The sequence below is a fragment of the Breoghania sp. JC706 genome, assembly GCF_037026715.1.
GTDB lineage: Bacteria > Pseudomonadota > Alphaproteobacteria > Rhizobiales > Stappiaceae > Breoghania.
In genome coordinates this window covers 157,592-181,476 of sequence record NZ_JBANCG010000001.1, presented here as the reverse complement: position 1 = coordinate 181,476, position 23,885 = coordinate 157,592, and the positions used below count along the sequence as shown (strand labels likewise).

Below are 23,885 nucleotides of genomic sequence, written 5' to 3'. Positions count from 1 at the left end.
ATCGGAAACGGGGAGCGAACAGTCCAGTGGCGCCGCCGCGCTACTCCGCCGCCTTGTGGCTGCCGGAGAGAATGGCGCGGGCCTTTTCGGGCGTCATCTCGTCGTAGCGCTTGAGGCTTTCCTGGGCCTGCTGGCCGGTCAGGCGCAGCCGGCGCGAGCGCATCCTCACGACCTGCGAAAACGCCTCCGGCGACAGGTTCAACGCCCGGCACAGCAGCACGAGCGGCGCGTCGTCGCCCTTCAGCACAAGCCGCGTCGTCACCGTTTCCGCCACATTGCCGACCCGCGAGAACAACAGCGCCAGATCGACGGGCTTGTCGTTCTTGGCGAAGAAGATAGCTACCTCGTCCAGCGTCGCCTTTCCGGAGGTGACCGCATTGAGGGCGTTTTCGGTCTGGGTCTGCGAGGCGCCGAGATCGCGCAGTTGCGCCTTCACCTCGTCCGCCATGCACTGGGTGAGAAGCTGGATCAGCCGCGGATGCCCGGCGATGCTGTCGAGCCGGCCGCGAATCTGGCGGGAGAGGAAGGGAATGAGCCGACGCGCGGGATCGGGCGGGAGATCGGGGCGACGCACCAGGGCTTCCTGCAGTTCCTCGTCCTTGCGCGACTTCGCCACCAGCGCATCGAAACTGTCGCCCGACAGCGAGGCCGAGCGGTTGTCGGTGACGGTGCGCAGGACATCGTTGGTCCCACGGCGCACGAGAATGTCCGTAACCGGGGTTTCCAGGTTGAGCCGGGCGGCCAGCGCTTTCAGATGGTCCTGGGACTTGCGCTCGGCCAGATCGACCAGATCCTCGGTATCGAGTACCGGCGAGTTCGTCAGGATCTGGACGGCGATCTCCAGAAGCTCGTCCTCCGCCAGCCGCAGCGCCAGTTCGCGCGGCAGGAGGCGGTGATCGCCGACGCGTTCGGCAAGCGCGAGACGGGCGGAATCCTCCAGCCGGCCAATGAAACCGAGCACCACGTTGCCGAAGACCTGAGCCAACTCCTCCGCCTTGGAGCCTTCCACGGCGAGGAACAGGTCGGTCAAAACGTCGATCAGCGCATTGCGGTCGATCTCGTCGCCGCTGCGTGCCATTTCGGTCAAACGATCGAAAGCCTGCATTCTCAACCCGTATCAGCTGTCTGGAGCCCTTCCGGCCGGCCCCGTTCGACCCGATCGGACACCGCTCTCACCGAGAGCGCCTTCCAAGAACCACCCCGAGACCCATCCCGAGAAGCATCATTGTCAAAAGCCTTGAGCCGAAACGATGCTGGTTTCCAACCAAATAGCCTACTTTTCATGACTTCAGGAAGGATTAACGTCGCCGGACGTTTTTTCCGCCCCGGCAAACGACCAACGCAGGATCAGGAGTGTCCCTGCGACACTTTTGCTAACGCTTTGAATCGCGGCACCGAATGACGCTGCCGGCGTTTGCCGCCGGCATGTTGCTGCACAGCAACATCATTTATGCTTCTCAACCGGCTTCCGCACACCTACTCTTAACACTTATAGGCAGTCCGAAAGGGAGGCATTGCAATGACTCTGGACCGCAGTCTCGGCCTAATCATCGTGTGCGCCGCGTTAACGTTCGTCGTCGCTATCGTCGTAGGCGTCCTGTAGTGGCCCGATGAAGTCGTCTCGGAATCGGATGTTTGAATGAGTTTCGGGGCGCACCGGCATGCCGGGCGCCCCTTTTTCATGTTCAGCAGAAGGGGCCGCACCGTATCCGACGCCCCCTCTTGGCTTTCAGGCTGCGACGGTTTCGAAGCTGTTCACGGCTTCCGCGATCTGTCCGCGCGCCTTCTCGCGCGCTTCTTCCTCGCGGAAGAGCTGCTCGGCGGCCGAAATCACGGTCACGTCGGTGATGCCGACGAAGCTCAGCATCTGGCGCATGTAACGGCCGGCGAAATCGACCTCGGAATCGAGCGGCACGCCGGTGGAGGCGTAGACGAGGTACGCCTTCTTGCCCTTCAGCAGGCCTTCCGGACCGTCCTCGGTGTAGCGGAAGGTCTCGCGGGCGCGGCAGACGAGATCGACCCAGGCCTTGAGCGCGGCCGGGATGCCGAAATTGTAGACCGGCACGCCGATGACGACGACGTCGGCGGCCTTGAGCTCGCCGATCAGCGTGTCGGACAGCGCGAGCGCCGCCTTGTGAGCGTCGGTGCGCTTGTCCGCATCGGTGAAGTTGGCGCCGATCCAAGCCGGATTCACGACCGGCAGGCCTTCGGCCACGTCACGGGTGATCGTGGTGAGACCGGCATGCTTCGCCTTGAAAGTGTCGACGAGATGGTTGGCAAGATCGCGAGAGGTGGAAGCTTCGCCACGGGCGGAGGAGTCCACCTTGAGGATGGTGAGAGACATGTTTTCTTCCGTTTGAACCCGGATGGGAGGGCGGGTTTGTGTCAAACGGACGTTCTACTCATGTTTCGCCGCAGCATAAGCCCTTGTTTTTCGAACACATTGTTCACACCGGGGAATTGACGAGGCGGGAGGTCTCGTGGGGTGGTTCGGGAACGCATGGCTGCGGCGGGTGGTTGTGGCCTATCCTTCGAGACGCCGTCTGCGACGGCTCCTCAGGATGACGTTGTGTGTGCTGCTATTTCAGTAAAGCCATCACCACACACAACGTCATCCTGAGGAGGCCTGAAATTGGTATCGGGTTGTGCGCTTTTAATCTTTCACGTTCATGCCCCACCGCCGTCATTGCCCGGCGAAGTCCGGGCAATCCACCTCCAGCCGCAGCATTCGGGGCGCGCGCTGGATCACCCGGACTTCGCCGGGTGATGACGATGGAGGGGTATGAAAGCGCTTAGACTTCGACGCGAAGAACCGGTTACCATTTTCGGGCCAGACTCTCAGGAGACCTGAAAGGCCGTCTCGAAGGATGAAAACCACCGGATCAGAGCGAACCCGCTCCGAAGCCGTTCCTACTCCGCCGCCTCGCGGGCGTGCGGGTTGTAGTTGAGGATCGGTGCCAGCCAGCGCTCCACCACGTCCACATCCCAGCCCTTGCGCGCGGCGTAGTCCTCCACCTGGTCGCGCTCGATCTTGCCGATGCCGAAATAGTGGCTGTCGGGATGGGCGAAGTAGAGACCCGAAACGGACGAGGCCGGCCACATCGCAAAGCTCTCGGTCAGGCGGATGCCGGTGGCGGCTTCCGCGTCGAGAATTTCGAACAACGTCGCCTTCTCGGTGTGGTCCGGCTGGGCCGGATAGCCCGGCGCGGGCCGGATGCCCTGGTAAGCCTCCGAAATCAGCTCCTCGTTGGAGAGCTTTTCATCGTCCGCATAACCCCAGAGTTCGGTGCGCACCTTCTGGTGCAGCCGTTCGGCGAACGCCTCCGCCAGCCGGTCGGCCAAGGCTTGCGAGAGGATCTTGGAATAGTCGTCGTGCCTGTCGGCAAAGGATTTGGCCAGTTCCTCCTCGCCGAGCCCTGCCGTGACCGCGAAACCGCCGATATAGTCGGGAATGCCGCTGTCGGCTGGTGCCATGAAGTCGGCCAGCGCCATGTTGTTGCGCCCGCCACCCGAACGCACCATCTGCTGGCGCAGCGTGTGCAGCGTGGCAAGGCGCTTCGTGCGCGCCTCGTCCTCGTAGAGCACGATGTCGTCGCCCTCGGCGGCTGCCGGCCAGAAGCCGACGACCGCATTGGCCCTCAGCAGCTTCTTCTCCACGATCTCTTCCAGCATCTTCTGGGCGTCCTGGAAAAGCGCGCGCGCGGCCGGGCCGAAGGTGTTGTCGGTGAGGACCGCCGGATAGGTGCCCTTCATCTCCCACGATGAGAAGAACGGCGTCCAGTCGATGGCGGAGACGAGATCGTCGAGCGGATAGTCCTCGATCTTCTTCGTGCCGAGGAAGGACGGCTTTTTCGGCGTGTAGTCTGCGAAATCCGGCACGAAACGGTTCTCGCGCGCCTTTTCGATAGAGGCGCGCTGCTTGCCGCCCTGCCCGCGCGCGTGGCTTTCGGCCACCTTCGCGTATTCCTCGCGGATCTCCGAATAGTAGGCGTCGCGCCCCTTGCCCATCAGCTTCGAGGCAACCCCCACCGCGCGGCTGGCATCGGTGACGTAGATCGCCTGGCCGCGCGCATAGTTCGGATGGATCTTGACCGCCGTATGCACGCGGCTCGTCGTCGCCCCGCCGATCAAAAGCGGCACGTCGAAGCCCTCGCGCTCCATTTCGGCCGCCACATGGCACATCTCGTCGAGCGACGGCGTAATGAGGCCGGAGAGCCCGATGAGATCCACCTTCTCGGCCTTCGCCGTCTCCAGGATCTTTGCCGCCGGCACCATAACGCCGAGATCGATGACCTCGAAATTGTTGCACTGGAGGACAACGCCGACGATGTTCTTGCCGATGTCGTGGACATCGCCCTTCACCGTCGCCATCAACACCTTGCCGGCGTTGGAGCGATCGCCCTCCTGCTTCTCCGCCTCCATGTAGGGCATGAGATAGGCCACCGCCTGCTTCATCACGCGGGCGGATTTCACCACCTGCGGCAGGAACATCTTGCCGGAGCCGAAGAGATCGCCGACCACGTTCATACCCGACATCAGCGGACCCTCGATGACGTGCAGCGGGCGTTCAGCCTTCTGTCGCGCCTCCTCCGTGTCCTCGACCACATATTCGGTGATGCCGTTGACGAGCGCGTGCTCCAGCCGCTTTTCCACCGGCAGCTCGCGCCAGGAGAGATCGACGACGCGCTTCTGGCCGCCCTCGCCGCGGAATTTCTCGGCGATCTCCAGCATCCGGTCGGTGGCGTCGTCGCGGCGGTTCAGCACCACATCCTCGCCACGCTCCCTGAGTTCGGGATCGAGATCGTCGTAGATGGCGAGCTGACCGGCGTTGACGATGCCCATGTCCATGCCCGCCGCGATGGCGTGGTAGAGGAAGATGGAGTGCATCGCCTCGCGCACCGGCTCGTTGCCGCGGAAGGAGAAGGACAGGTTCGACAGGCCGCCGGAGATGTGGGCGTATGGCAGGTTCTCGCGGATCCACGTCGTCGCCTCGATGAAATCGACGGCGTAGTTGTTGTGTTCCTCGATGCCGGTGGCGACCGCGAAGATGTTCGGATCGAAGATGATGTCTTCCGGCGGGAAGCCGACCTTTTGCGTCAGCACGTCATAAGAGCGCTTGCAGATCTCGATCTTGCGCTCCTTCGTGTCGGCCTGGCCCTGCTCGTCGAAGGCCATGACGACAACCGCCGCGCCATAGGCGCGCGCGAGCTTCGCGTGGTGGATGAAGGCCTCCTCGCCTTCCTTCAGCGAGATCGAATTGACGATGCCCTTGCCCTGGATGCACTTCAGCCCCGCCTCGATGACCGTCCACTTGGATGAATCGATCATGATCGGCACACGGGCGATGTCGGGCTCGGCGGCGACGAGGTTGAGGAAGGTCACCATCGCCTTCTCACTGTCGAGAAGGCCCTCGTCCATGTTGATGTCGATAACCTGGGCGCCGTTCTCCACCTGGTTGCGCGCGACATCGAGGGCGGCGGCGTAGTCGCCTTCCTTGATGAGCTTGCGGAAGCGCGCGGACCCGGTGACGTTCGTGCGCTCGCCGACGTTGACGAAGTTGACCTCCGGCGTCAGCACGAAGGGCTCAAGGCCCGAGAGCCGCATCTGGCGGGGGATTTCGGGGAGCTTGCGGGGCGCGTGCGGGGCAACGGCCTCGGCGATGGCCGCGATGTGCTCCGGCGTCGTGCCGCAGCACCCCCCCACCACGTTGACGAGGCCGGCTTTCGCGAACTCGCCGAGCATTTCGGCCATCGCCTCCGGGCTTTCGTCATATTCGCCGAATTCGTTGGGAAGGCCTGCGTTGGGATAGGCGCAGACGAAGGTATCGGCGGTGCGCGCAAGCTCTGAGATATGGGCGCGCATTTCCTTCGCCCCCAGCGCGCAGTTGAGGCCGATGGTGAAGGGCCCGGCGTGGCGCAGCGAATACCAGAAGGCGGCCGGCGTCTGACCCGACAGCGTGCGCCCCGACATGTCGGTGATCGTGCCGGAAATCATGATCGGCAGGCGCACGCCCTTTTCCTCAAACACCTCCTCGATGGCAAAGAGCGCGGCCTTGGCGTTGAGCGTGTCGAAGATGGTCTCCACCAGAATGATGTCGGCACCGCCGTCGATGAGCCCGCGCGCGGCCTCCGCGTAGGCCTTGGCGAGATCATCGAAGGTCACGGCCCGGTAGCCCGGATCGTTGACGTCCGGCGAGATCGAGGCGGTGCGGTTGGTCGGTCCGATGCCGCCGGCCACGAAACGTGGGCGCGAGGGATCATCGGTCTCCATGCGGTCGCAGGCGGCGCGGGCCACCTTCGCGCCGGCGAGGTTCATCTCGTAGGCGAGATCCTCCATGCCGTAGTCGGCCTGGGCGATGGTGGTGGAGGAAAAGGTGTTGGTCGCCACGATGTCGGCGCCGGCGGCGAGATACTTGTAGTGGATCTCCTCGATATCGGCCGGCCGGGTGATGGACAGAAGGTCGTTGTTGCCCTTCAGGTCCTGCGGCCAGTCGGCGAAGCGTTCGCCGCGGAAATCCGCCTCCTCCAGCCGCAGCGCCTGGATCATCGTGCCCATGGCGCCGTCGAGCACCAGAATGCGATCTTTCGCCAGCGCCTTCAGGCGCGACAACGTCGGATTGTCTTGCGTCATGATCAACGCCGCCCGCTCAGGCGGCTTCCTTTTCCGGTGTCTTGGGGCGCAGGCCGAGAAGATGGCAGATCGCGAAAACCAGATCCGCCTTGTTCATCGTGTAGAAATGGAAATCGGTGACGCCGCGGTCGACCAGATCCATCACCTGCTCGGCGGCAACCGTGGCCGCCACCAGTTTGCGGGTTTCCGGGTCGTCGTCGAGCCCCTCGAAGCGATGGGCGAGCCAGTCGGGCACGCTGGTGCCGGTCTTGGCCGAAAAGCTCGCCACCTGCTTGAAGGAATGGATCGGCACGATGCCCGGCAGGACCGGAATGTCGATGCCGGCCGCCCGCACGCGTTCCAGATAGGCCTCGAACAGGTCGTTGTCGAAGAAGAACTGAGTGATGGCCCGCGCCGCGCCCGCATCGACCTTGCGCTTCAGGTTGTCGATCTCCACGCCCCAGTCCACGCTTTCCGGGTGCCTTTCCGGGTAGGCGGAGACGGAGATGTCGAAATCGGCGATGCGGCGGATGCCGGCCACCAGATCGGCGGCGTTGACGTAGCCGTCCGGATGCGGGCAATAGGCCGTGCCGATACCGGCTGCAGGGTCGCCGCGCAGCGCCACGATGTTGCGCACGCCCAGTTCCCAATAGGCTCGGATCACCTCATCGACCTCGCCGCGCGTGGCATCGACGCACGTCAGATGGGCGGCGGGGCGCAGCTCGGTTTCCTTGAGGATGCGCGCGACCGTGTTGTGGGTGCGCTCGCGGGTAGAGCCGCCGGCACCGTAGGTCACCGACACGAAGTCAGGACACACCGGCGCCAGCTTGGTGATCGACTGCCAAAGCGTTTCCTCCATCTTCTCGCTCTTGGGCGGGAAGAACTCGAAGGACACCCGGATATCGTTTGCCCCGGTCTGCCGGGCGTGTAGTTCATTGGCGTGTTCGATCATGTCAGGCGACTTCCTTGGCGGGCTCGGCGGCGATCTCGGTCCCCGATACGGATTCGGCGCCGTCGTGCGACGCGGTTTCCGACGCGGTTTGGGAGGCGACCTGAGGGTCGCGGGCAAGCCAGAGGGTGACGGTGAGCGGATCTCCCGCATCGGCCGGCCGGTCGGCCGGGGGCGGAAGATCGCGGATGGAAACGAGCTCCAGACCGGCGGCCCTCAGCCAGCCGGCCATCTGCTCGTGCGAGAAACCAAGCCGGCGGTGGGCATGGTCGGTCCTGAGGAATTCCAGTTCGTGCGGCGCGAAATCGACGACGAGCAGCCGTCCGCCGGGCATCAGCGCACGGGCGGCCTCCGCGATGGCGCCGGGCACATCCTCGAGATAGTGGAGAACCTGATGGATGGTAACGACATCGAAGCGCTGGCCGGCCACCGGCAGGGAATAGATGTCGCCGTGGCGCACCTGGGCCGAATGCATGCCGGCGCGCTCCATGTTGGCCCGCGCCACCCGCAGCATGTCGTGGCTGGTATCGACCCCGAGCCCGCTTTCATAAAGGTCGGAGAAGAGTTCCAGCACGCGGCCGGTGCCGGTGCCGAGATCGAGCATGCGGCCGAACCGCTCCCCGCCGATCGCCTCGCGCATGGCGGCTTCCACCGCGTCTTCCGCGATGTGGAGGGTGCGCAGCGAATCCCAGCTTTCGGCATGGGCGCGGAAGTAGGCGGCGGCGGCCTCGGCCTGCGCGCGCTTGATGGCATCGAGCCGCTCGCGATCGCGCTCCACCACCGGATCGCCGACGTCGAGCCGCGACAGCAACGCCTCCACGAGACCGCCCTGGGCGTTGTCGGCGAGCCGGTAATAAACCCAGGAGCCTTCGGGAAAGCGCTGGACGAGGCCGGCTTCGGTGAGAAGCTTGAGATGGCGGGAGATGCGCGGCTGGCTCTGGCCGAGAATGGAGGTCGCGTCCTTCACGGTGAGTTCGCTCTGGGCGAGCAGCGCCAGCAGCCGCACCCGCGTCGCCTCGCCGGCGGCGCGCAGCCCGTTCAGAAGATCGTCAAGCGGCAAGGCGAGATCGCTGGAAACCATCAGTCCGTTCCATAGATGGATATAAAGATATCTTTATACCTGATGAGAACGGCGTTGCAAGGGGGAATGGGGTGCGGAAGGTGGACAGGGTTAGCGAACGTCTACGCGGATAGGAGAGACTGAACGGGTTACAGAGGTTGCGCTCTCGTCCCACCCGATTGGCGCGCGCTATTGGCTACCTGCGAGATTTCTCCTCCGTCATTGCCCGGCTTCGTCCGGGCAATCCATCGCCGGCTGAGGCAAACGCGGAGAGTACTGGATCACCCGGACTTCGCCGGGTGATGACGACGGTGAGATAGCCTGGACGGAAGGTGTCTCGCGTGGAGGAGGACAGTCCCCACGGCGTTTGCCGCCCCCGCCTTCAAAGCTCCGGCAGTTCGACCGTCGGGTTCGAGGCCTCGGCGATGACGAAGGCGCTGGTGCCGCCGCAATAGCGGTGGAGAATTTCGCGCAAGTCCTCGACGGCCGCCTCCAGATCGCCCGCGCCGTTATATTGCACGGTGACAAGCGCCTGCGTGGTCTTCGCGGTGACGAGCGAGCGCGCATCCTGACGCCAGTTCCAGCGCCGGCACAGGACCTTGTCGGCATCCGCATAGACGACCTCGCCCTCCTTGGGCGGATCACTGACCGGATCGCCGAGCCTGTCGGTGACGCCCATGTCGCGGAAATCGTCGCCGGGACGGGAATAGCGGAAGGCGATGTCGCCTGTGACGCAATCGAGATCGTCGGCGCCGAGCGGCATGACATGGGTCAGCGAGATCGCGTTATAGGCATCGACGAAGGCGTTGATCTCGGGCATCGGCCGCGCGCTCTGCGCGTTCTTGGCAAGCCGCTCCACCGAGCAGCGATAGCTCGTCTTCTTGATGCCGAAGGCGCGGTAGGCTGCGCGCCAGACCGCGACGCCCGGGATCTCGGACAATGCCGTCTCGCCCCAGCGCGCGCGAAAGTCCTCTTCGCGTTTTGCGATTTCCTCGCCCAGATGATCGTTGCGCGGCGCAATGAGAGCGCCGGCGACCAGCACGGCCGCCACGCGAAAATCGGGAAAATCCTGAGCGAGATCGGAAATGTCGAGGCGCATGCACCATCATTAGCCAAACGGCCCGACATTGGAAAGATTTCCAAGCCGGGCCGACTGACAATTTCAACCGCAATTCTTGCGGCGTTGCGCGGGTGCCTCAGCTCGCCATGCGCTGGTCGCGCCACATGGCGACCATGCGGCGCGCCTTGTCGCGGTTGAGCGACTGGTAGCGGTTGAAGGTCTCCATGCGCATGTCCGCCGACAGACGATGACGCCACGGGCCGATCTTGAGCAGTGCCTGCACGGTCATCGGCGTCAGCCCGCAGGCCCGCGCCATGACGACGAAGGGCTGGGTATCCACCCGCACCATCCAGTGCATCGCTTCCGACAGGCCGATACCGGCAAGGCAGGCAAACGTCACCACGGCTTCGGGGAAACGGTCCTCCTCGGCGAAGCGGCGCAGAAGCTGTTCGGACAGGCCGTTGCGGCCGAAGCGGCCGATGACCGCCTCCTGCGCCGTCTCGAAATCGTAGCGCGCGAGCCAGTATTCGTTGGACATGCGTTGCGCGGCGAGACGGGCCGCCTGGGGAATGCGCGAGGCGGTGCCGCCTTCGCCCTGTTCCACCAGACGCTGGCGCACCTGTTCGGAGGCGATCGCGATCAGGCGGACGATGTAGTCGTCGTGCAGGTCGCACCTGAGGCCGAGATTGAGCTGAAGCTCCTGATCGCCCTCGGCTGCGTGCAGCAGCTTGTTGACGCTCTGGTCGGAAAACGCGGCGCCCGGATTGGCGGCCAGCGTGCGCTTGACCGGCGCCTCGCCCTTGTCCACCAGCACGTCGGTCACCATTTCCGACAGCACGTCGCGAACCGCGATCGCCTGCATGTGCTCCTGGGTGCAGCGGTTGGCGATCTCGATCAGGTCCGCGTCGCGCAGGATGGTCGATTTCTCCAGCAGCGGCCGGGCGACGTCGATGATGTCGTTGGCGAGCTTGAGAACGACGGATTCCGGCGCGCGGCGCAATTTCGAAAGCGTCTCCGCCATGTGGCTGCGCCCGTCGTCGGAGACGAGGTCAGCGAGCCGCATCAGCACCGCGTCGTAAATGTCCATCTGCTCCTTGGAGCAGGTCGCCGATGTCAGCGAGTAAAGATTGACGACGTTGCGGGTCAGCTCTTCGCGCTGCTCCTGAGTCGCAGCCTCCTCGAGCATCGAGAAGTTCACAAGTTCCGTGTGGATTGACTCGCTCATTGGATACTCTGCCGCCAGGTTTATGTGTCGCTCCAGGGATTTTGTAGAGCCAGACGGATTAAATATTCGACGTACGAGTCGCGTTTTTTTGAGGCTGTTTTTCATTTAAACCGAATAAATTTCAAATAAAACGCAATCCTAATTTGATTAAAATTCGAAATAAAATGTCGGCGCACCCCTGCAGAAAATGCCAGGGGCGAGCGTGACCGGACTATCTTATTGAAAGAAATAACGTTTGACCGGATCTCGCGAAGGCGGCGCGCCAACGCGCGGATGCCGCACGGCGGCAACCGCGACCTTGCCGGTGGGTCAACGGGGTGCCGCGCCTGCGTCGAAGCGATGACTTGCATGCCCTCCCCCGGGCAATGCTAATTTCGATTTTGCTAACCGGCCCTGTATGAAACGGACCCAAACGTTCCATGAAAAAACGCCCGGGCGAAATAGCCCTCCCCTTCGACCCGGCCGAGACCGCCCGGGACGCCGCGGTCATCTTCATCGGCCGCATCCACACCCCGTGGAAAACGCGAAGCGATTGCCCGCGCCGTGGCGCCGGCAATCAGGAAGTCTGTCGCATCGAATTGGACGAGCCCTTCAGGCTGGGGCTGCAATCGGTGGAGGGGTGCTCCCACCTCTACATTCTTTACTGGATGCACGAAGCCCCGCGGAACCTGATCATCCAGTCGCCGGCCTTCGACGACAAGACCCACGGCGTCTTCGCGCTGCGCTCGCCCGCAAGGCCCAACCCGATCGCGCTTTCCGTCGTGGACCTTTTGAAAGTCGACGAGACCGGGCTCGACGTGCGCGGCCTCGACTGCCTCGACGGCACGCCGCTGATCGACATCAAGCCCTATTTCCCCGATACCGACGCCCGGCCGGACGCGCAGGTCGGCTGGCGCGGTCACGTGCCCTATCCTGGCCGCCGGTCAAAAGACCTTGCCGAGGTGCCGGAAGGCGACACCGGGGAAGAGAGGTAGAACTCAAGCCGGCGCAGCGACAGGAGCGAGCCCGTTGGAAGCACTGATCATCATCGACATGCAGATGGAGATGCAACATCGCATCGACAGCGGCCGGGAGTGCGTCAACGCGGATGCGGCGGACCGGATTGCCAAGCTTGCCGCGACCTTCCGCCAAAAGGGGCTGCCGGTTCTCCATATCCGGCACCACGCCGAAGACCCTGCCTCGCCGTTTCATCCGGATGCGGCAGGCTATGCTCCCATGCCGTGCGCGGAGGCCCTGGATGGCGAGCCGGTTTTCCGGAAACACACGTCGTCCGCCTTCGCCTCGACCGATCTGTCCGCGCACCTGCACCGGAACGGCATCACCGATCTGGTCGTCACGGGTGCCGTGGCAGGGTTTTGCGTCAACAGCACGGTCCGGAGCGGGGCGGATCTGGGTTTCAACATGACGGTGGTACGGGACGCCGTGATCGCCTTCAGCCTGCCTGACGCAGGGTTATCCGCCCGCACCGCCTTCGATGTCACAATGGCTCATCTCGAAGCGGACTTCGCGCGGGTCATCGACACATCGGCCATGCTCTAGGTATTGATCTGGAGCGATTTCTTACCGATCGGACGATTCCGTCTGATCCGAAAACGTTCCAGATGACGGTCTGCCGCAGTCGTTTGCAAGAGCGGGCGGGCCGGGCGACGCCCGAAAAAAAACCGGTGCCCTCAGGCACCGGCGAGTTGCACCCACCCGGCGTGTGAGGCAGCCGGGCATTCGGGATCGGATTGTTGACGTCAGGGGCAGGGCGGGAGCCGGAGGCCCCGCCCTGTTTCACATCGGCGCCGCTCAGGCGATGTCGAAGCGGTCCGCGTTCATCACCTTCGTCCAGGCGGCGACGAAGTCCTTCAGGAACTTCTCCTGTGCGTCGTCCTGGGCGTAGACCTCCGAATAGGCCCTGAGGATCGAATTCGATCCGAACACCAGATCGATGCGCGTGGCCGTCCACTTGAGCGCGCCGGACTTGCGGTCGCGGATCTCGTAGGTGCCGTCGCCCACGGGAACCCAGGTGTTGGCCATGTCGGTGAGGTTGACGAAGAAGTCGTTCGTCAGCGCGCCCGGCCTGTCGGTGAACACGCCGTGTTTGGTACCACCATGATTGGTGCCGAGCATGCGCATGCCGCCGACGAGCACGGTCATTTCCGGCCCCGTCAGGCCCATCAGCTGGGTGCGGTCGAGCATCAGCTCTTCCGGCGAGACGATGTAGTCCTGCTTCAGCCAATTGCGGTAACCGTCGTGGATCGGCTCCAGCGGCTCGAAGCTGTCGGCATCCGTCATCTCGTCGGTGGCATCGCCACGGCCGGGCGCGAACGGCACGGAGATATCGAAGCCGGCTGCCTGCGCAGCCTTCTCGATGCCCACGTTGCCCGCCAGCACGATCACATCGGCGATGCTCGCCCCGGCCTCGGCCGCGATCGGCTCCAGAACGGAAAGCACCTTGGCCAGACGCGCCGGCTCGTTGCCTTCCCAATCCTTCTGGGGAGCGAGACGGATACGCGCGCCGTTGGCGCCGCCGCGCATGTCGGAGCCGCGGAAGGTGCGCGCGCTGTCCCATGCGGTCGACACCAGTTCGCCGATGGAGAGCCCGCTCGCCGCGATCTTCGCCTTGACGTTGCCGATATCGTACTGAGTAGAGCCGGCGGGAACGGGGTCCTGCCAGATCAGGTCCTCGGCCGGCACGTCCGGACCGATGTAGCGGGACTTCGGGCCCATGTCGCGATGGGTCAGCTTGAACCAGGCGCGGGCGAAGGTGTCCTTGAAGTACTCCGGATCGGCCATGAACTTCTCGCAGATGGCCCGGTAGGTCGGGTCCATCTTCATGGCCATGTCGGCATCCGTCATCATCGGGTTGTGACGGATCGAGGGATCGGAGGTGTCGACCGGCTTGTCCTCTTCGCGGATGTCGACCGGCTCCCACTGCTGGGCGCCCGCGGGGCTGCGCCTGAGTTCCCACTCGTGGCCGAACAGCATGTCGAAGAAGCCCATGTCGAAGGTCGTGGGATGGGTCGTCCACGCGCCCTCGAGGCCCGAGGTCACGGCATGGCTGGCGAGCCCCTGCTGGTTGGGGTTGTCCCAGCCCATGCCTTGCGCTTCCACACCTGCGGCTTCCGGCTCCGGCCCGAGCGCCTTGGCGTCGCCGTTGCCATGGGTCTTGCCGACGGTGTGGCCGCCAGCCGTCAGCGCCACGGTTTCCTCATCATTCATCGCCATGCGGGCGAAGGTCTCGCGCACCTGGGCGGCCGTCTTCAGCGGATCGGGCGTGCCGTTGACGCCTTCCGGATTGACGTAGATCAGGCCCATCTGCACCGCGGCAAGGGGGTTTTCCATCGTCTTGGGATCGTCGACATTCTCGTAGCGCTCGTCGGACGGCGCCAGCCATTCCTTCTCCGCGCCCCAGTAGACGTCCTTTTCCGGGTGCCAGATGTCCTCGCGACCGAAGGCGAAGCCGAAGGTCTTCAGCCCCATGGATTCGTAGGCGATGTTGCCCGCCAGAATGATCAGGTCGGCCCACGAGACCTTGTTGCCGTACTTCTTCTTGATCGGCCACAACAGGCGACGTGCCTTGTCGAGGCTGACATTGTCCGGCCAGGAATTGAGCGGCGCGAAGCGCTGGTTGCCGGTGCCACCGCCACCGCGCCCGTCGGCGATGCGGTAGGAGCCGGCCGCGTGCCAGGCCATGCGGATCATCAGCCCGCCGTAATGCCCCCAGTCGGCCGGCCACCATTCCTGGCTGTCGGTCATGAGGTCGGTGAGATCCTTCTTCAGCGCCGCGACGTCGAGCTTCTTCAGCTCCTCGCGATAGTCGAAGTCCTTGCCCATCGGGTTCGGCTTCGTGTCGTGCTGGTGCAGGATGTCGAGGTTCAGCGCGTTCGGCCACCACTCCATCACGTTGGAGCTCAGCGCCGTGTTGCCGCCGTGCATGACCGGGCACTTGCCCGTGGTATCGTTCACTTCCTTGAGTTTCGCGTCCATCGTCCTCTCCTAACCCGTGTTGTCGGCTTGCCCGCAGCCCCATGTTTGGCCCCGGCTTTCGCGATTTCTTGTTTGCGCTGGATCGGGCGCGAACCTCTGGCGGCCCACAAAGCCCGGGTGCAGCGCGCGCACCACCAAAATCCCATTTCCACGCCAATGTTCGTTCCAATAAATATAATAAAAACAATACTATAATACTTGGCGCAGGTTTCACCCGGAACAGCTCCCGGATGACGAAGGCGACGCGAAAAACCGTCTTTCCCGCCGCTCGCATGAAAGAGTATGGCCCGCTGATTTGATTAATTCTAATTCGTTTGCATGGGGGTATCGATAAGGTTATCTTATCGCTCATGATCACCCTGAAACAGTTGCGCTATTTCGAGGCGCTCGCCCGTCATCGCCACTTCGGCAAGGCCGCCCGGGCCTGCGCCGTCACCCAGCCGGCTCTGTCGATGCAGATCCGCGAGCTGGAGGCGCAGCTCGGCGTGACGCTGGTTGAGCGCCGCCCCAACGAGGTGCGCCTGACGCGGGAAGGCCGCGAGGTGGCGCGGCGGGCCGGCGTCATCCTGTCGGAGGCGCGCGACCTGATGGACTACGGCCGGCACACGGCGAGCGTCCTCAACGGCTCCCTGCGGCTCGGCATCATTCCCTCCATCGCGCCCTATCTCCTGCCCCGCGTGCTGCCGGCACTGGAACACAGATACCCGGGGCTCGACCTCAGGTTGCGCGAAACGCTGACGGAAACGCTGATCGACGAACTCGTCGATGGCGACCTCGACGTGGTGCTTATGGCGCTGCCGGCCGGCCACGGCGACGTGGAGACCATGCCGCTGTTTTCAGACCGCTTCCTGCTCGCGACCCAGGCCACCCCCGATCTCGATGAACGCCGACGGGTGGCGCCGGGCGAGATCGCGCCGGACAAGCTGATGCTGCTGGAGGAGGGCCATTGCCTGCGCGACCAGGCGCTGACCTACTGCTCGCCGCTCGGCATGGGCCGCTTTTCGAATTTCGGCGCGACCAGCCTGACGACCGTGATGCAGATGGTGGCCGCCGGCTATGGCGTCACCCTGCTGCCGGAAATCTGCACCGACGTGGAGGTGCGCGACGAGCGCATCGCGCTGCTGCGCTTCGTGGAGCCGCAGCCGGCGCGCACAATCGGCCTCGCCTGGCGCAAGACCTCGCCGCGCAAGCACGATTTCGAGGCGCTCGCGGAACTGATCACGGCGGCGGACACCCACGCGCCCGCCAGGCCGCAGACGTCGCCCCCCGAAGCAGCGGAGCCGCACGCCGCCGCACCGGGATGAAAGCGCGGCCCGTCGTCACTCGACCGTTATCGTCACCTTGTCCGACATGACGGGCGGAGTGTGCGGGATGTGGTTCGCATCGCCCATGATCAGCTGCAACGTGTGCTTGCCCGGCGGCAGATCGATCGTGGCCTCCGTCTGACCGCCGCCGAAATGGCGGTGATGATCGTCGGAGGGGATCGGCTCGTTGAGCGCCTCGCCCGTCATCTCGGTATCGATGAGCAGGTGATGATGGCCGGTCTTGTCCTTGGCGACGCCGGCCGGTGCCACCCCCATGCCTTCCAGACCGAAGAGAACCGTGACAGGGCTCTTTACCGTTGCTCCGTCCTTGGGCTGGATGATGTAGACCTTCGCGCCCTCGGGCGCGGGCGTTTCGCCGGCGAGCGCAGCTGCGGGCAATAGCCCGAGCGGCAATGCGACCGCAATGGCCCCTAAAATCCGGTACATGGCGTCCTCCCTCATCTGCCAGTATTTCCGCAACGGCACCCATCAGAGCGGAGCAACGTGGCAGGATTGCGGGCTATGGAGGCCGAGGCGACTGCGACCGCATCCGGGCACCCCGGCCGCGCGCTCAGTTCGCCCTACCCTTCGTAGATCCACTGCTCGGGAATGTTCGCCGTCACCTTCTCGCCCGGCACCACCGTGCCCGGCTTTTCTACCCAGGCGACAAGCCCGCGCAGCCGGGCGGCCACCTTGGGAAAGGCGAGATCCAGTCCCTCGCGGTCGGGGTAATGCGCGGCAATGGAGCGGCCAGCGATGCGGCAGGGCGCGTTCTGCCCGTCGACGCGCAACACCGCTCCCCCTTCGAAGGCAAGGCGTGTGCGCGACGGGATCATGGACAGGCGCGGCAGCCCGTCCAGCACCATGTTTGCGCCGATCCATTCCGGCTCGATCGTCTCGATCTCCATCCGCCGCGCCGCTTCGGCAAGCTCGTCGCTGGCAAGGATCGATATCTGACGTTCGTTGCGCATTTCCGTGCCACGCGGATACCACGGCTCGCGGCCACCGGAGCGCCGCGTCGCGCCTGCGTGAACATCACCGGGAATACCATCGAAGGTAAATGTCAGGCTGTCGACCGCGCTGGTGGCAAAACCATCGCCTTCCGCCGCCAGCAACCGGGCGACCGTGCCAGAGATCTTGCGGGCGCGGAGAATGCGCGGCGTCTCGGCGCTGAACAGATCGGCGGTCATGGAGCACTTCCTCGATGCGAAAAGCGGAAGGCCGAGGATTAACCGCCCCGAAAGCGCATGTCGAGCGGACGCCTGCCCAAGGCTCTGCCCTCGATCGCCCGCACGCCTACTCCGCCGCGGATCGCGCGGCGGCCCGCAGTTTCTTGTCGCGCCTCGATTTCTCCACCGCCGCCTGGCCGCCGGTCGTCTGCGTGAACATCTCCAGTTCCTCCAGATCGAGATCGCCCTTCGACAGAGCCCGGTCGGTATAGGAGCGCCGGTTCGGATCGGCCTTCACACGGCGATAGCGCCACCAGGCGCGCGCCAGATCGTTGCCATAGCCCAGATGTTTCCTCACCGTCTCCGCGACGAAACGTGGGTAGAAGGTGAGCGGGTTCTCCAGCGGCAGGCCCTTGCGCCGGTCGCGGCGGTGCTTGAGACGGAAATAGCCGCCTTCCAGCGGATGCACGCCCTCGTATTTCACCATCAGGTAGAACCAGAGCATGAGAAAGAGCTTGTTGCCGGGTCGCCCCTTTGGGTGGGCGGCGGCGCGGCGCAGCACCGTCTCGATGTGATCGGGCGAATAATAGGCATCCCACGCCTCGCGGTAGACCTGTTCCCATTCCGCATCCGACATCTTGCCATGATGCGCGACGCGGTGGTTGAGGTCGTACTTGTTGAGATCGGGGTCCATCCATTCGCCTTTTTTGTAAAGGTTGAGGTGGTCCTCGGAACCGGGAAGCGGGGTGAGGAAGAAGAACTCCAGCAGGTCGAGCGGCAGTTCCTTCCTGATGATGGCGATGTCGCGCAGGATCGTCTCGCGCGTGTCGCCGGGAAAGCCGAGAATATAGCCGGCATAGGTGGTGGCGCCGCGCGCGCGCCAGGCCTGCAGCATGTCGCGATATTCGGTGATCTTGTTCTGCCGCTTCTTGGCGGCCAGCAGGTTTTCCGGATTGATGTTCTCCAGCCCGATGAACACCCGGTTGACGCCCGCCCGCGTCGCCTTCTCGATGAAGCCGTCGATCCTGTGGCACAGCGTATCGACCTGGATGATGAACTTGATGTCCAGCCGCTCATCTTCCCGCAGGGTGATCAGCCGGTCGAAGAACGCTTCCCATTCCCGATTTCTGGCGAAATTGTCGTCGGTTATGAAGAAGCGGTTGATGCCTTGCGCGAGGTTATCGCGGATGATGCGCTCAAGATCGTCGGGCGAGCGGAACCGGCTCTTGCGTCCCTGCACGTTGATGATGGTGCAGAACGAGCATTGATAGGGACAGCCGCGTCCCAGATCGAACGAGGAATGCGCCCCGGCCGTGCGGCCGATGTGCTGGGAGGGCAGGATCGGCGTCGGCTCGTCGACGAGGCCCGGCAGGTCCTTCATGTAATTGTAGAGCGGCTTGAGCGTGCCGGCATAGGCCTCGCGAAAGACCTCGTCGAGCCGGTGCTCTTCCGCTTCGCCGGCGAAGAACGAGATGCCCTCGGCCTGCGCGGCGACCATTTCCGGGGGCATTTCCGGCAGCATCGAGATGCAGCCGGAGACATGGAAACCGCCGATCATCACGGCAAGACCATGGGCACGGAAGGCGCGAGCGAGATCCAGCGCTCGGGGAAACTGGTTGGACTGCACGCCGACGAGCCCGATCAGCGCGGTGCCGCCCTCTCTCTCGATCATCCGGGCGATCTTTTCCGGCCGCACACGACGGTTGGTCTCATCGAAGGTGTGAAGCCGGATCTCGACGCCTTCACCCAGCACCTTGCGCGCGCGCGCATCTTCGGCCAGACCGTTGAGGCAGGCGAGCGTGTTGGAGGGAATGGCGGAGCGCAGCCACTGGATCGGATAGCCGTCATCGTCGTAATGGGTCGGCTTGATCATGACGAAATGGAAGAGGCCCGATGGCTTTCCCGCTTCCTCAGCCCCGGTTTCGGCAAGGTGCCGCGCGGCGGCGGAAGCTCCGGCGGGCGGATTGCCCCCGGTGATCGGCTCGATGCCAGGTGCGGCCATGTGGTCCCCAATGTCCTTGCGCCGGAAGAAGCCGGTGGTGGCGCGTTCACGTGTCCCGACCGACCGCCCGCACTGCCAACGCCGCAGCCCGCGCCCATGGACGCTTTCAGCCGCGGTGCCGTTGCCGGTATATTGTGGAGACTGCGGACGTATGACGCAAGGTAAAGACCACCCCACGACAAAATCTTCAGCACCCATGTGACAATCAGAGTGCCACTTTGCCTCGCCAATGATGACGGAAGTACGAGTGAACGGCGGAACCCGACGACAAAAAGACATACGCAAGGCGCTGCGCGGCCTTGTTCCGCGCGTGCCGATGGAGGATGCCGAGATAATTTTCGCTTCGGCCCTGGCCGGTCACCTGCGGCATCTTCCGCCGGCGATCGCGGTGTGGCTCGCCACCACGTCCCGCGCCCGTCATGCCCACACCGAATACGACACGCTCCTGGCCGAAGGCTACGAGCCGGACGCGGCGCGGTTTTTCGTCATCGACGCGATGAACGAAGTGCTGACAAAATGGGGCTGCGCACGACAGGTGGAGGCGGAGGAGAACCTGGCGGAACCTCGATGAAAACCGGGGCCGACCGGACCTCCCCCGCCGAGAGCTCGTGCGGCAGTAAAGAAATCACGCGAACAGGAAGTCGGAGAAATCGACATCCGCCGAGGCGACGCCCACCAGCTTGATGCTGTCGCCGGCATAGGACACCATCGTATCGGCGCCCATGTCGGTAATGGTGAGCTGCGAGAAGTCCGTCAGCCCGGTCACGCCGGTCATGTCCAGAACCTCCGCTCCATCCTCGAAATCCAGCAGCAGATCGTTGCCCCAGTCGTCGGCGAAAACGAAGGCGTCGGTACCCGCCTCACCTCTCAGGATGTCGTTGCCGACACCTCCGGTGAGCGTGTCATCGCCCAGATAGCCGCGCAGATAGTTGTTGCCGGCATCGCCCGTGATGACGTCGTCGTGGGCCGAGCCCAGCACGTATTCGATGTCGATCAGCGTGTCGCCCTCGGCCTCGCCGCCGACCTCCTTGCCCGCATCGGCGAGGTTCACCGTCACACCCGCCGACGAGGTCGAATAGTCGACCCAGTCGATCCCGGCACCGCCGTCGAGGATATCCCCCCCGGTGCCGCCGCGCAGAACGTCGTTGCCGGCCTCGCCGCGCAGGATGTCGTTGCCGCCATTGCCGATCAGCCGGTCGTTGCCGTCGTAGCCGCGCAGCACATTGCCCGCACCGTCGCCGAGGATCACGTCGTCGTGGGCCGAGCCCAGCACATATTCGATGTCGATCAGCGTGTCGCCCTCGGCCTCGCCGCCGACCTCCTTGCCCGCATCCGCCAGGTTCACCGTCACACCCGCCGACGAGGTCGAGTAGTCGACCCAGTCGATCCCGGCGCCGCCGTCGAGAATGTCTCCGCCCTCGCCGCCGCGCAGAACGTCGTTGCCGGCCTCGCCGCGCAGAATGTCGTCGCCGCCGTTGCCAATAAGACGGTCGTTGCCGTCGTAGCCGCGCAGGAGGTTGCCGGCATCGTCGCCAAGGATCACGTCGTTGTGGGCCGAGCCCAGCACGTATTCGATGTCGATCAGCGTGTCGCCCTCGGCCTCGCCGCCTTTCTCCTTGCCCGCATCGGCAAGGTTCACCGTCACACCCGCCGACGAGGTCGAGTAGTCGACCCAGTCGATCCCGGCGCCGCCGTCGAGGATGTCGGCCCCCTCGCCGCCGCGAAGCACGTCGTTGCCGGCCTCGCCGCGCAGGATGTCGTTGCCGCCGTTGCCGATGAGCCGGTCGTTGCCGTCGTAGCCGCGCAGGATGTTGCCCGCACCGTCGCCGAGGATCACGTCGTTGTGGGCGGAGCCGAGCACATATTCGATGTCGATGAGGGTATCGCCCTGGGCATCGCCGCCCGTCTCGCTCGCGCTGTCGGCGAGGTTCACCGTCACACCCGCCGAGGAGGTGAAATAGTCGACCCAGTCGATACCTGCCCCGCCGTCAATATAATCGGCGCCCTCGCCGCCGCGCAGAACGTCGTTGCCGGCGCCGCCGCGAAGCGTGTCGTTGCCGGCGCGCCCTTGCAGGACATCGTTGCCGTCACCGGCTTCGAGGATATTGGCCCCCGCATCGCCGCGCAGCGTGTCGGCGAAGGCGGATCCCAGAAGATTCTCGATCGAGGAATAGGTGTCGCCGGCGGCGATCCCCGTGTTCGTTCCCGCCAATTGCAAATCGGCGACCACTCCCGCCGAAGCATCGTCGTAAAGCGCCCAGTCGGAACCGGCACCGCCCGATAGCGCATCCGCGCCGGCACCACCGCGCAGCATGTCGTCGCCGGACGCGCCCGTCAGCGTGTCGTCGCCGTCGCCGCCATCGAGCGCAATCGCACCGCCGCCGGCACCCGAGACGGCGATGACATCGGCCGCCGCCGTGCCCAGAATGCGCTCCACGTTGAAGAACGCGCTGCCGCCGAGTTCCGGAGCGGCCTGCAGGTCGGTGTTTTCCGCTGAGCCGACGCCGGTATCGACATCGTAGCTCACCGTCACGCCCTTGCTGGTGAAGTCGGAGAAATCGAGGATGGCGTCGCCCGTACCGTCGCCGTTGTTGAGCGCGGTGAACGAAAGCTGCGTGTCGCCGCCGTTGGAGTGGAGAATATAGGCGAAATTGGCGTTCTGCCCGGCCGCCGTGATGCTCGCAAAATCGAGATCGAACGCGCTGTTGGAGGAGATCACGACATAGGTATCGTTTGCCGAGAAGAGATAGCCGCCGGCCGCCTGTATGACGAAATTGACCGTATCGTCCGTCGTTAAGGAACCGGAGATATCGAGCCTTCCTGCGCTCGCGCCGTCGGCGGAGACGCCGAAGACGATGGAAGCCCCGCCGAGGACCTGGGTTTCGCCGGTAAGGTCGCCGACGCCGCCGGCTGTCACCTGCAGGGTGCCGGCGTTGATGCCGATGATCCCCGTGCCCGCATCCACGCTGCCATTGTCGAGAACGAGCGTACCGCCCCTGCCGACGATGACTTCGCCCGCCGAGAGCAGGCCGCCCGCCGATATGGTGAGTTCGCCGTTTCCTGCAGGCGTGGCGCTGAAGTAGCTGTTGTAGCCGATGAGCGCGAGATCGGCGCCCTGGATGGCGGAGCCCGTCCCGTCTATCAGCGCCGTGGCCGAGGTCGTGCCCTCGTTCACGCCGACATTGAAGGCGCTGTCGACCGCCGTGCCGCCCGTCCCCGTCAGCGTGAGCGTGCTGCCCGACAGAACCTGGAGACTGCCGCTGGTGCCGGCGGAATAGGCCACAGAGAACTGCGCGAAATCGCCCGTCAGCGCGAAGGTGGTGGCATTGGCAAGCACCATTGTGCCCGAGCCGCCGATGGAGACGCCGTCGGAGACATGACCGAGGCGGACGATGGCCGTATCCGAGGTCGACGACACGGTCACCGACGCACTGTCGAAACCCGCCGCGCCCGTGCCGCCGTCGCGACCCAGGTTGAGTGCCGTATAACTGTCCGCCCCCGTGCCCTTGATCTCGAACGTGCTGCCGGTAACGGTGAGGGTGCCGTCGCCGCCGGCCTGCCGACCGATATTGTAATAGGCATCGAGATCGGAAGAGGTGAAGCGCAGCAGGCCGCCATTGGTCACATCGATGGTGCCGGTGGCGTTGTCGCGGCCCATGTTGCCGCCGGCCTCACCGGTCGTCGCCTCGATGATCAGGCTCGCGTTGTCGATATCGAGGTCGCCGATCGATCCGTTGCGCCCGACGGTGAGGATGGCGCCCGGCTCGTAGGACGGATCGACCGCCGTCGCGTTGCCCGCATGCACCGTGACGGTGGAGCCGCTTTCGATCGACATCGTGCCGCTGGTCGCGCCCGTGCCGTTGCGCCCCACATCGAGCCCCGCCACCGCCGTGCCGGTCAGGTCGATCGTGGACCCGTTGGAGACGGTCATGTCGCCGGTGCCGTCATCGCGCCCGACATGGACGGTGGCATACCAGCCGGACATGTCGATGTTGCCGTCATCGACCAGCATGGTTCCCGAGCCGCCCGCCTGGCGGCCGAGAGAGAAGGTGGACCCGCTGTTCACGACATCCGGCACGTCGGACATGCTCAACGAACCGCCGTTCACGATATTGACGGTGCCGGTGCCGAAATAGCCGACATGCATGAAGAGGTCGTCGTCGCCGATGCCGACGAAATCGACGGCCGAGCCGGTGCCGGTGACGGTGAGCGTGCCCACCCCCGTCGCCTCGCCGCCGAGCCGGATATGGGTGGCGCCCGGGTCGGTGTTGCCGTCGTAGGTGGCGACAGAGCCGCCGTCGACGGTCATATCCCCCGTGCTCGTCACGCCGATCAGCGTGACGAGACTGCCCGTCAATTCCAGATTGCCTGTCGCCGAAACCGCCATGCCCCAGCCCCCTTACATGTTAAACGGATGGTTAAGGACATAACGTCGCAACGCCGCCTTGGGCATTCCCCACATGGGGAAGCGGGCCGGAAAAACGCGTGGCACCTGCGCATGTCCGGGGTTTTCGAGGCAGGCACCTGCCCCT

16 protein-coding genes are annotated in these 23,885 nt (G+C 64.5%); 4 read left to right on the top strand and 12 right to left on the bottom strand.

Annotated features, from left to right (window positions below; all coding sequences use genetic code 11):
- Positions 1 to 40: 40 nt before the first annotated feature.
- From V2L18_RS00800 to V2L18_RS00770, 7 genes are all read right to left on the bottom strand, one after another.
- Positions 41 to 1,105, bottom strand: coding sequence for a DUF2336 domain-containing protein (locus tag V2L18_RS00800; RefSeq protein ID WP_336175768.1), 1,065 nt, complete (start codon positions 1,103 to 1,105; stop codon positions 41 to 43).
- Between the two features lie 624 nt (positions 1,106 to 1,729).
- A complete protein-coding gene (locus tag V2L18_RS00795) occupies positions 1,730 to 2,344 on the bottom strand; it encodes an NAD(P)H-dependent oxidoreductase (protein WP_336175767.1) in 615 nt (204 codons plus the stop codon).
- A gap of 566 nt (positions 2,345 to 2,910) precedes the next feature.
- Positions 2,911 to 6,630, bottom strand: a complete 3,720-nt coding sequence (metH, locus tag V2L18_RS00790; RefSeq protein WP_336175766.1) for a methionine synthase — start codon at positions 6,628 to 6,630, stop codon at positions 2,911 to 2,913.
- Between the two features lie 16 nt (positions 6,631 to 6,646).
- Entirely contained in the window at positions 6,647 to 7,561 is a 915-nt protein-coding gene (metF, locus tag V2L18_RS00785) for a methylenetetrahydrofolate reductase [NAD(P)H] (RefSeq protein ID WP_336175765.1), read from the bottom strand.
- 1 nt (position 7,562) lies between these two features.
- A complete protein-coding gene (locus V2L18_RS00780; protein WP_336175764.1) occupies positions 7,563 to 8,639 on the bottom strand; it encodes a metalloregulator ArsR/SmtB family transcription factor in 1,077 nt (358 codons plus the stop codon).
- 361 nt (positions 8,640 to 9,000) lie between these two features.
- Positions 9,001 to 9,717 carry a phenylalanine--tRNA ligase beta subunit-related protein gene (locus V2L18_RS00775; protein WP_336175763.1) on the bottom strand — a complete coding sequence of 239 codons (717 nt, stop codon included), beginning with the start codon at positions 9,715 to 9,717 and terminating at the stop codon, positions 9,001 to 9,003.
- A 97-nt stretch (positions 9,718 to 9,814) separates the two neighbouring features.
- A complete protein-coding gene (locus tag V2L18_RS00770; protein WP_336175761.1) occupies positions 9,815 to 10,903 on the bottom strand; it encodes a DUF2336 domain-containing protein in 1,089 nt (362 codons plus the stop codon).
- A 419-nt stretch (positions 10,904 to 11,322) separates the two neighbouring features.
- Between V2L18_RS00770 and tsaA the strand changes: the two genes are divergently transcribed.
- Positions 11,323 to 11,877, top strand: a complete 555-nt coding sequence (gene tsaA / locus V2L18_RS00765; RefSeq protein WP_336175760.1) for a tRNA (N6-threonylcarbamoyladenosine(37)-N6)-methyltransferase TrmO — start codon at positions 11,323 to 11,325, stop codon at positions 11,875 to 11,877.
- Positions 11,878 to 11,911: 34 nt separating this feature from the next.
- Positions 11,912 to 12,442 carry a cysteine hydrolase family protein gene (locus V2L18_RS00760; protein WP_336175759.1) on the top strand — a complete coding sequence of 177 codons (531 nt, stop codon included), beginning with the start codon at positions 11,912 to 11,914 and terminating at the stop codon, positions 12,440 to 12,442.
- A 252-nt stretch (positions 12,443 to 12,694) separates the two neighbouring features.
- Here the strand turns inward: V2L18_RS00760 and katG are convergent, their stop codons facing one another.
- Positions 12,695 to 14,878, bottom strand: coding sequence for a catalase/peroxidase HPI (gene katG, locus V2L18_RS00755; RefSeq protein ID WP_336175758.1), 2,184 nt, complete (start codon positions 14,876 to 14,878; stop codon positions 12,695 to 12,697).
- Between the two features lie 350 nt (positions 14,879 to 15,228).
- On the opposite strand from katG, the gene V2L18_RS00750 reads away from it, so the two are divergent.
- Positions 15,229 to 16,182 carry a LysR substrate-binding domain-containing protein gene (locus tag V2L18_RS00750; protein ID WP_336175757.1) on the top strand — a complete coding sequence of 318 codons (954 nt, stop codon included), beginning with the start codon at positions 15,229 to 15,231 and terminating at the stop codon, positions 16,180 to 16,182.
- A gap of 15 nt (positions 16,183 to 16,197) precedes the next feature.
- Here V2L18_RS00750 and V2L18_RS00745 read toward each other — a convergent pair whose 3' ends face one another.
- The 3 genes from V2L18_RS00745 to V2L18_RS00735 form a co-directional block, all read right to left on the bottom strand.
- Positions 16,198 to 16,629 (bottom strand): DUF4399 domain-containing protein, encoded by a 432-nt coding sequence (locus V2L18_RS00745; protein ID WP_336176365.1) that lies wholly within the window; start codon positions 16,627 to 16,629, stop codon positions 16,198 to 16,200.
- A 134-nt stretch (positions 16,630 to 16,763) separates the two neighbouring features.
- Positions 16,764 to 17,372: an MOSC domain-containing protein gene (locus tag V2L18_RS00740; RefSeq protein ID WP_336175756.1), complete on the bottom strand. Its 609-nt coding sequence runs from the start codon at positions 17,370 to 17,372 to the stop codon at positions 16,764 to 16,766.
- Positions 17,373 to 17,478: 106 nt separating this feature from the next.
- Positions 17,479 to 19,224, bottom strand: coding sequence for a radical SAM protein (locus V2L18_RS00735; RefSeq protein WP_336176364.1), 1,746 nt, complete (start codon positions 19,222 to 19,224; stop codon positions 17,479 to 17,481).
- Positions 19,225 to 19,600: 376 nt separating this feature from the next.
- On the opposite strand from V2L18_RS00735, the gene V2L18_RS00730 reads away from it, so the two are divergent.
- Complete coding sequence (locus tag V2L18_RS00730) at positions 19,601 to 19,924, top strand: DUF2293 domain-containing protein (protein WP_336175755.1); 324 nt, start codon at positions 19,601 to 19,603, stop codon at positions 19,922 to 19,924.
- A gap of 54 nt (positions 19,925 to 19,978) precedes the next feature.
- On the opposite strand, the gene V2L18_RS00725 is transcribed toward V2L18_RS00730, so the two are convergent.
- On the bottom strand, positions 19,979 to 23,740 hold the full coding sequence (locus tag V2L18_RS00725; RefSeq protein WP_336175754.1) for a hypothetical protein: 3,762 nt from the start codon (positions 23,738 to 23,740) through the stop codon (positions 19,979 to 19,981).
- Positions 23,741 to 23,885 lie beyond the last annotated feature (145 nt).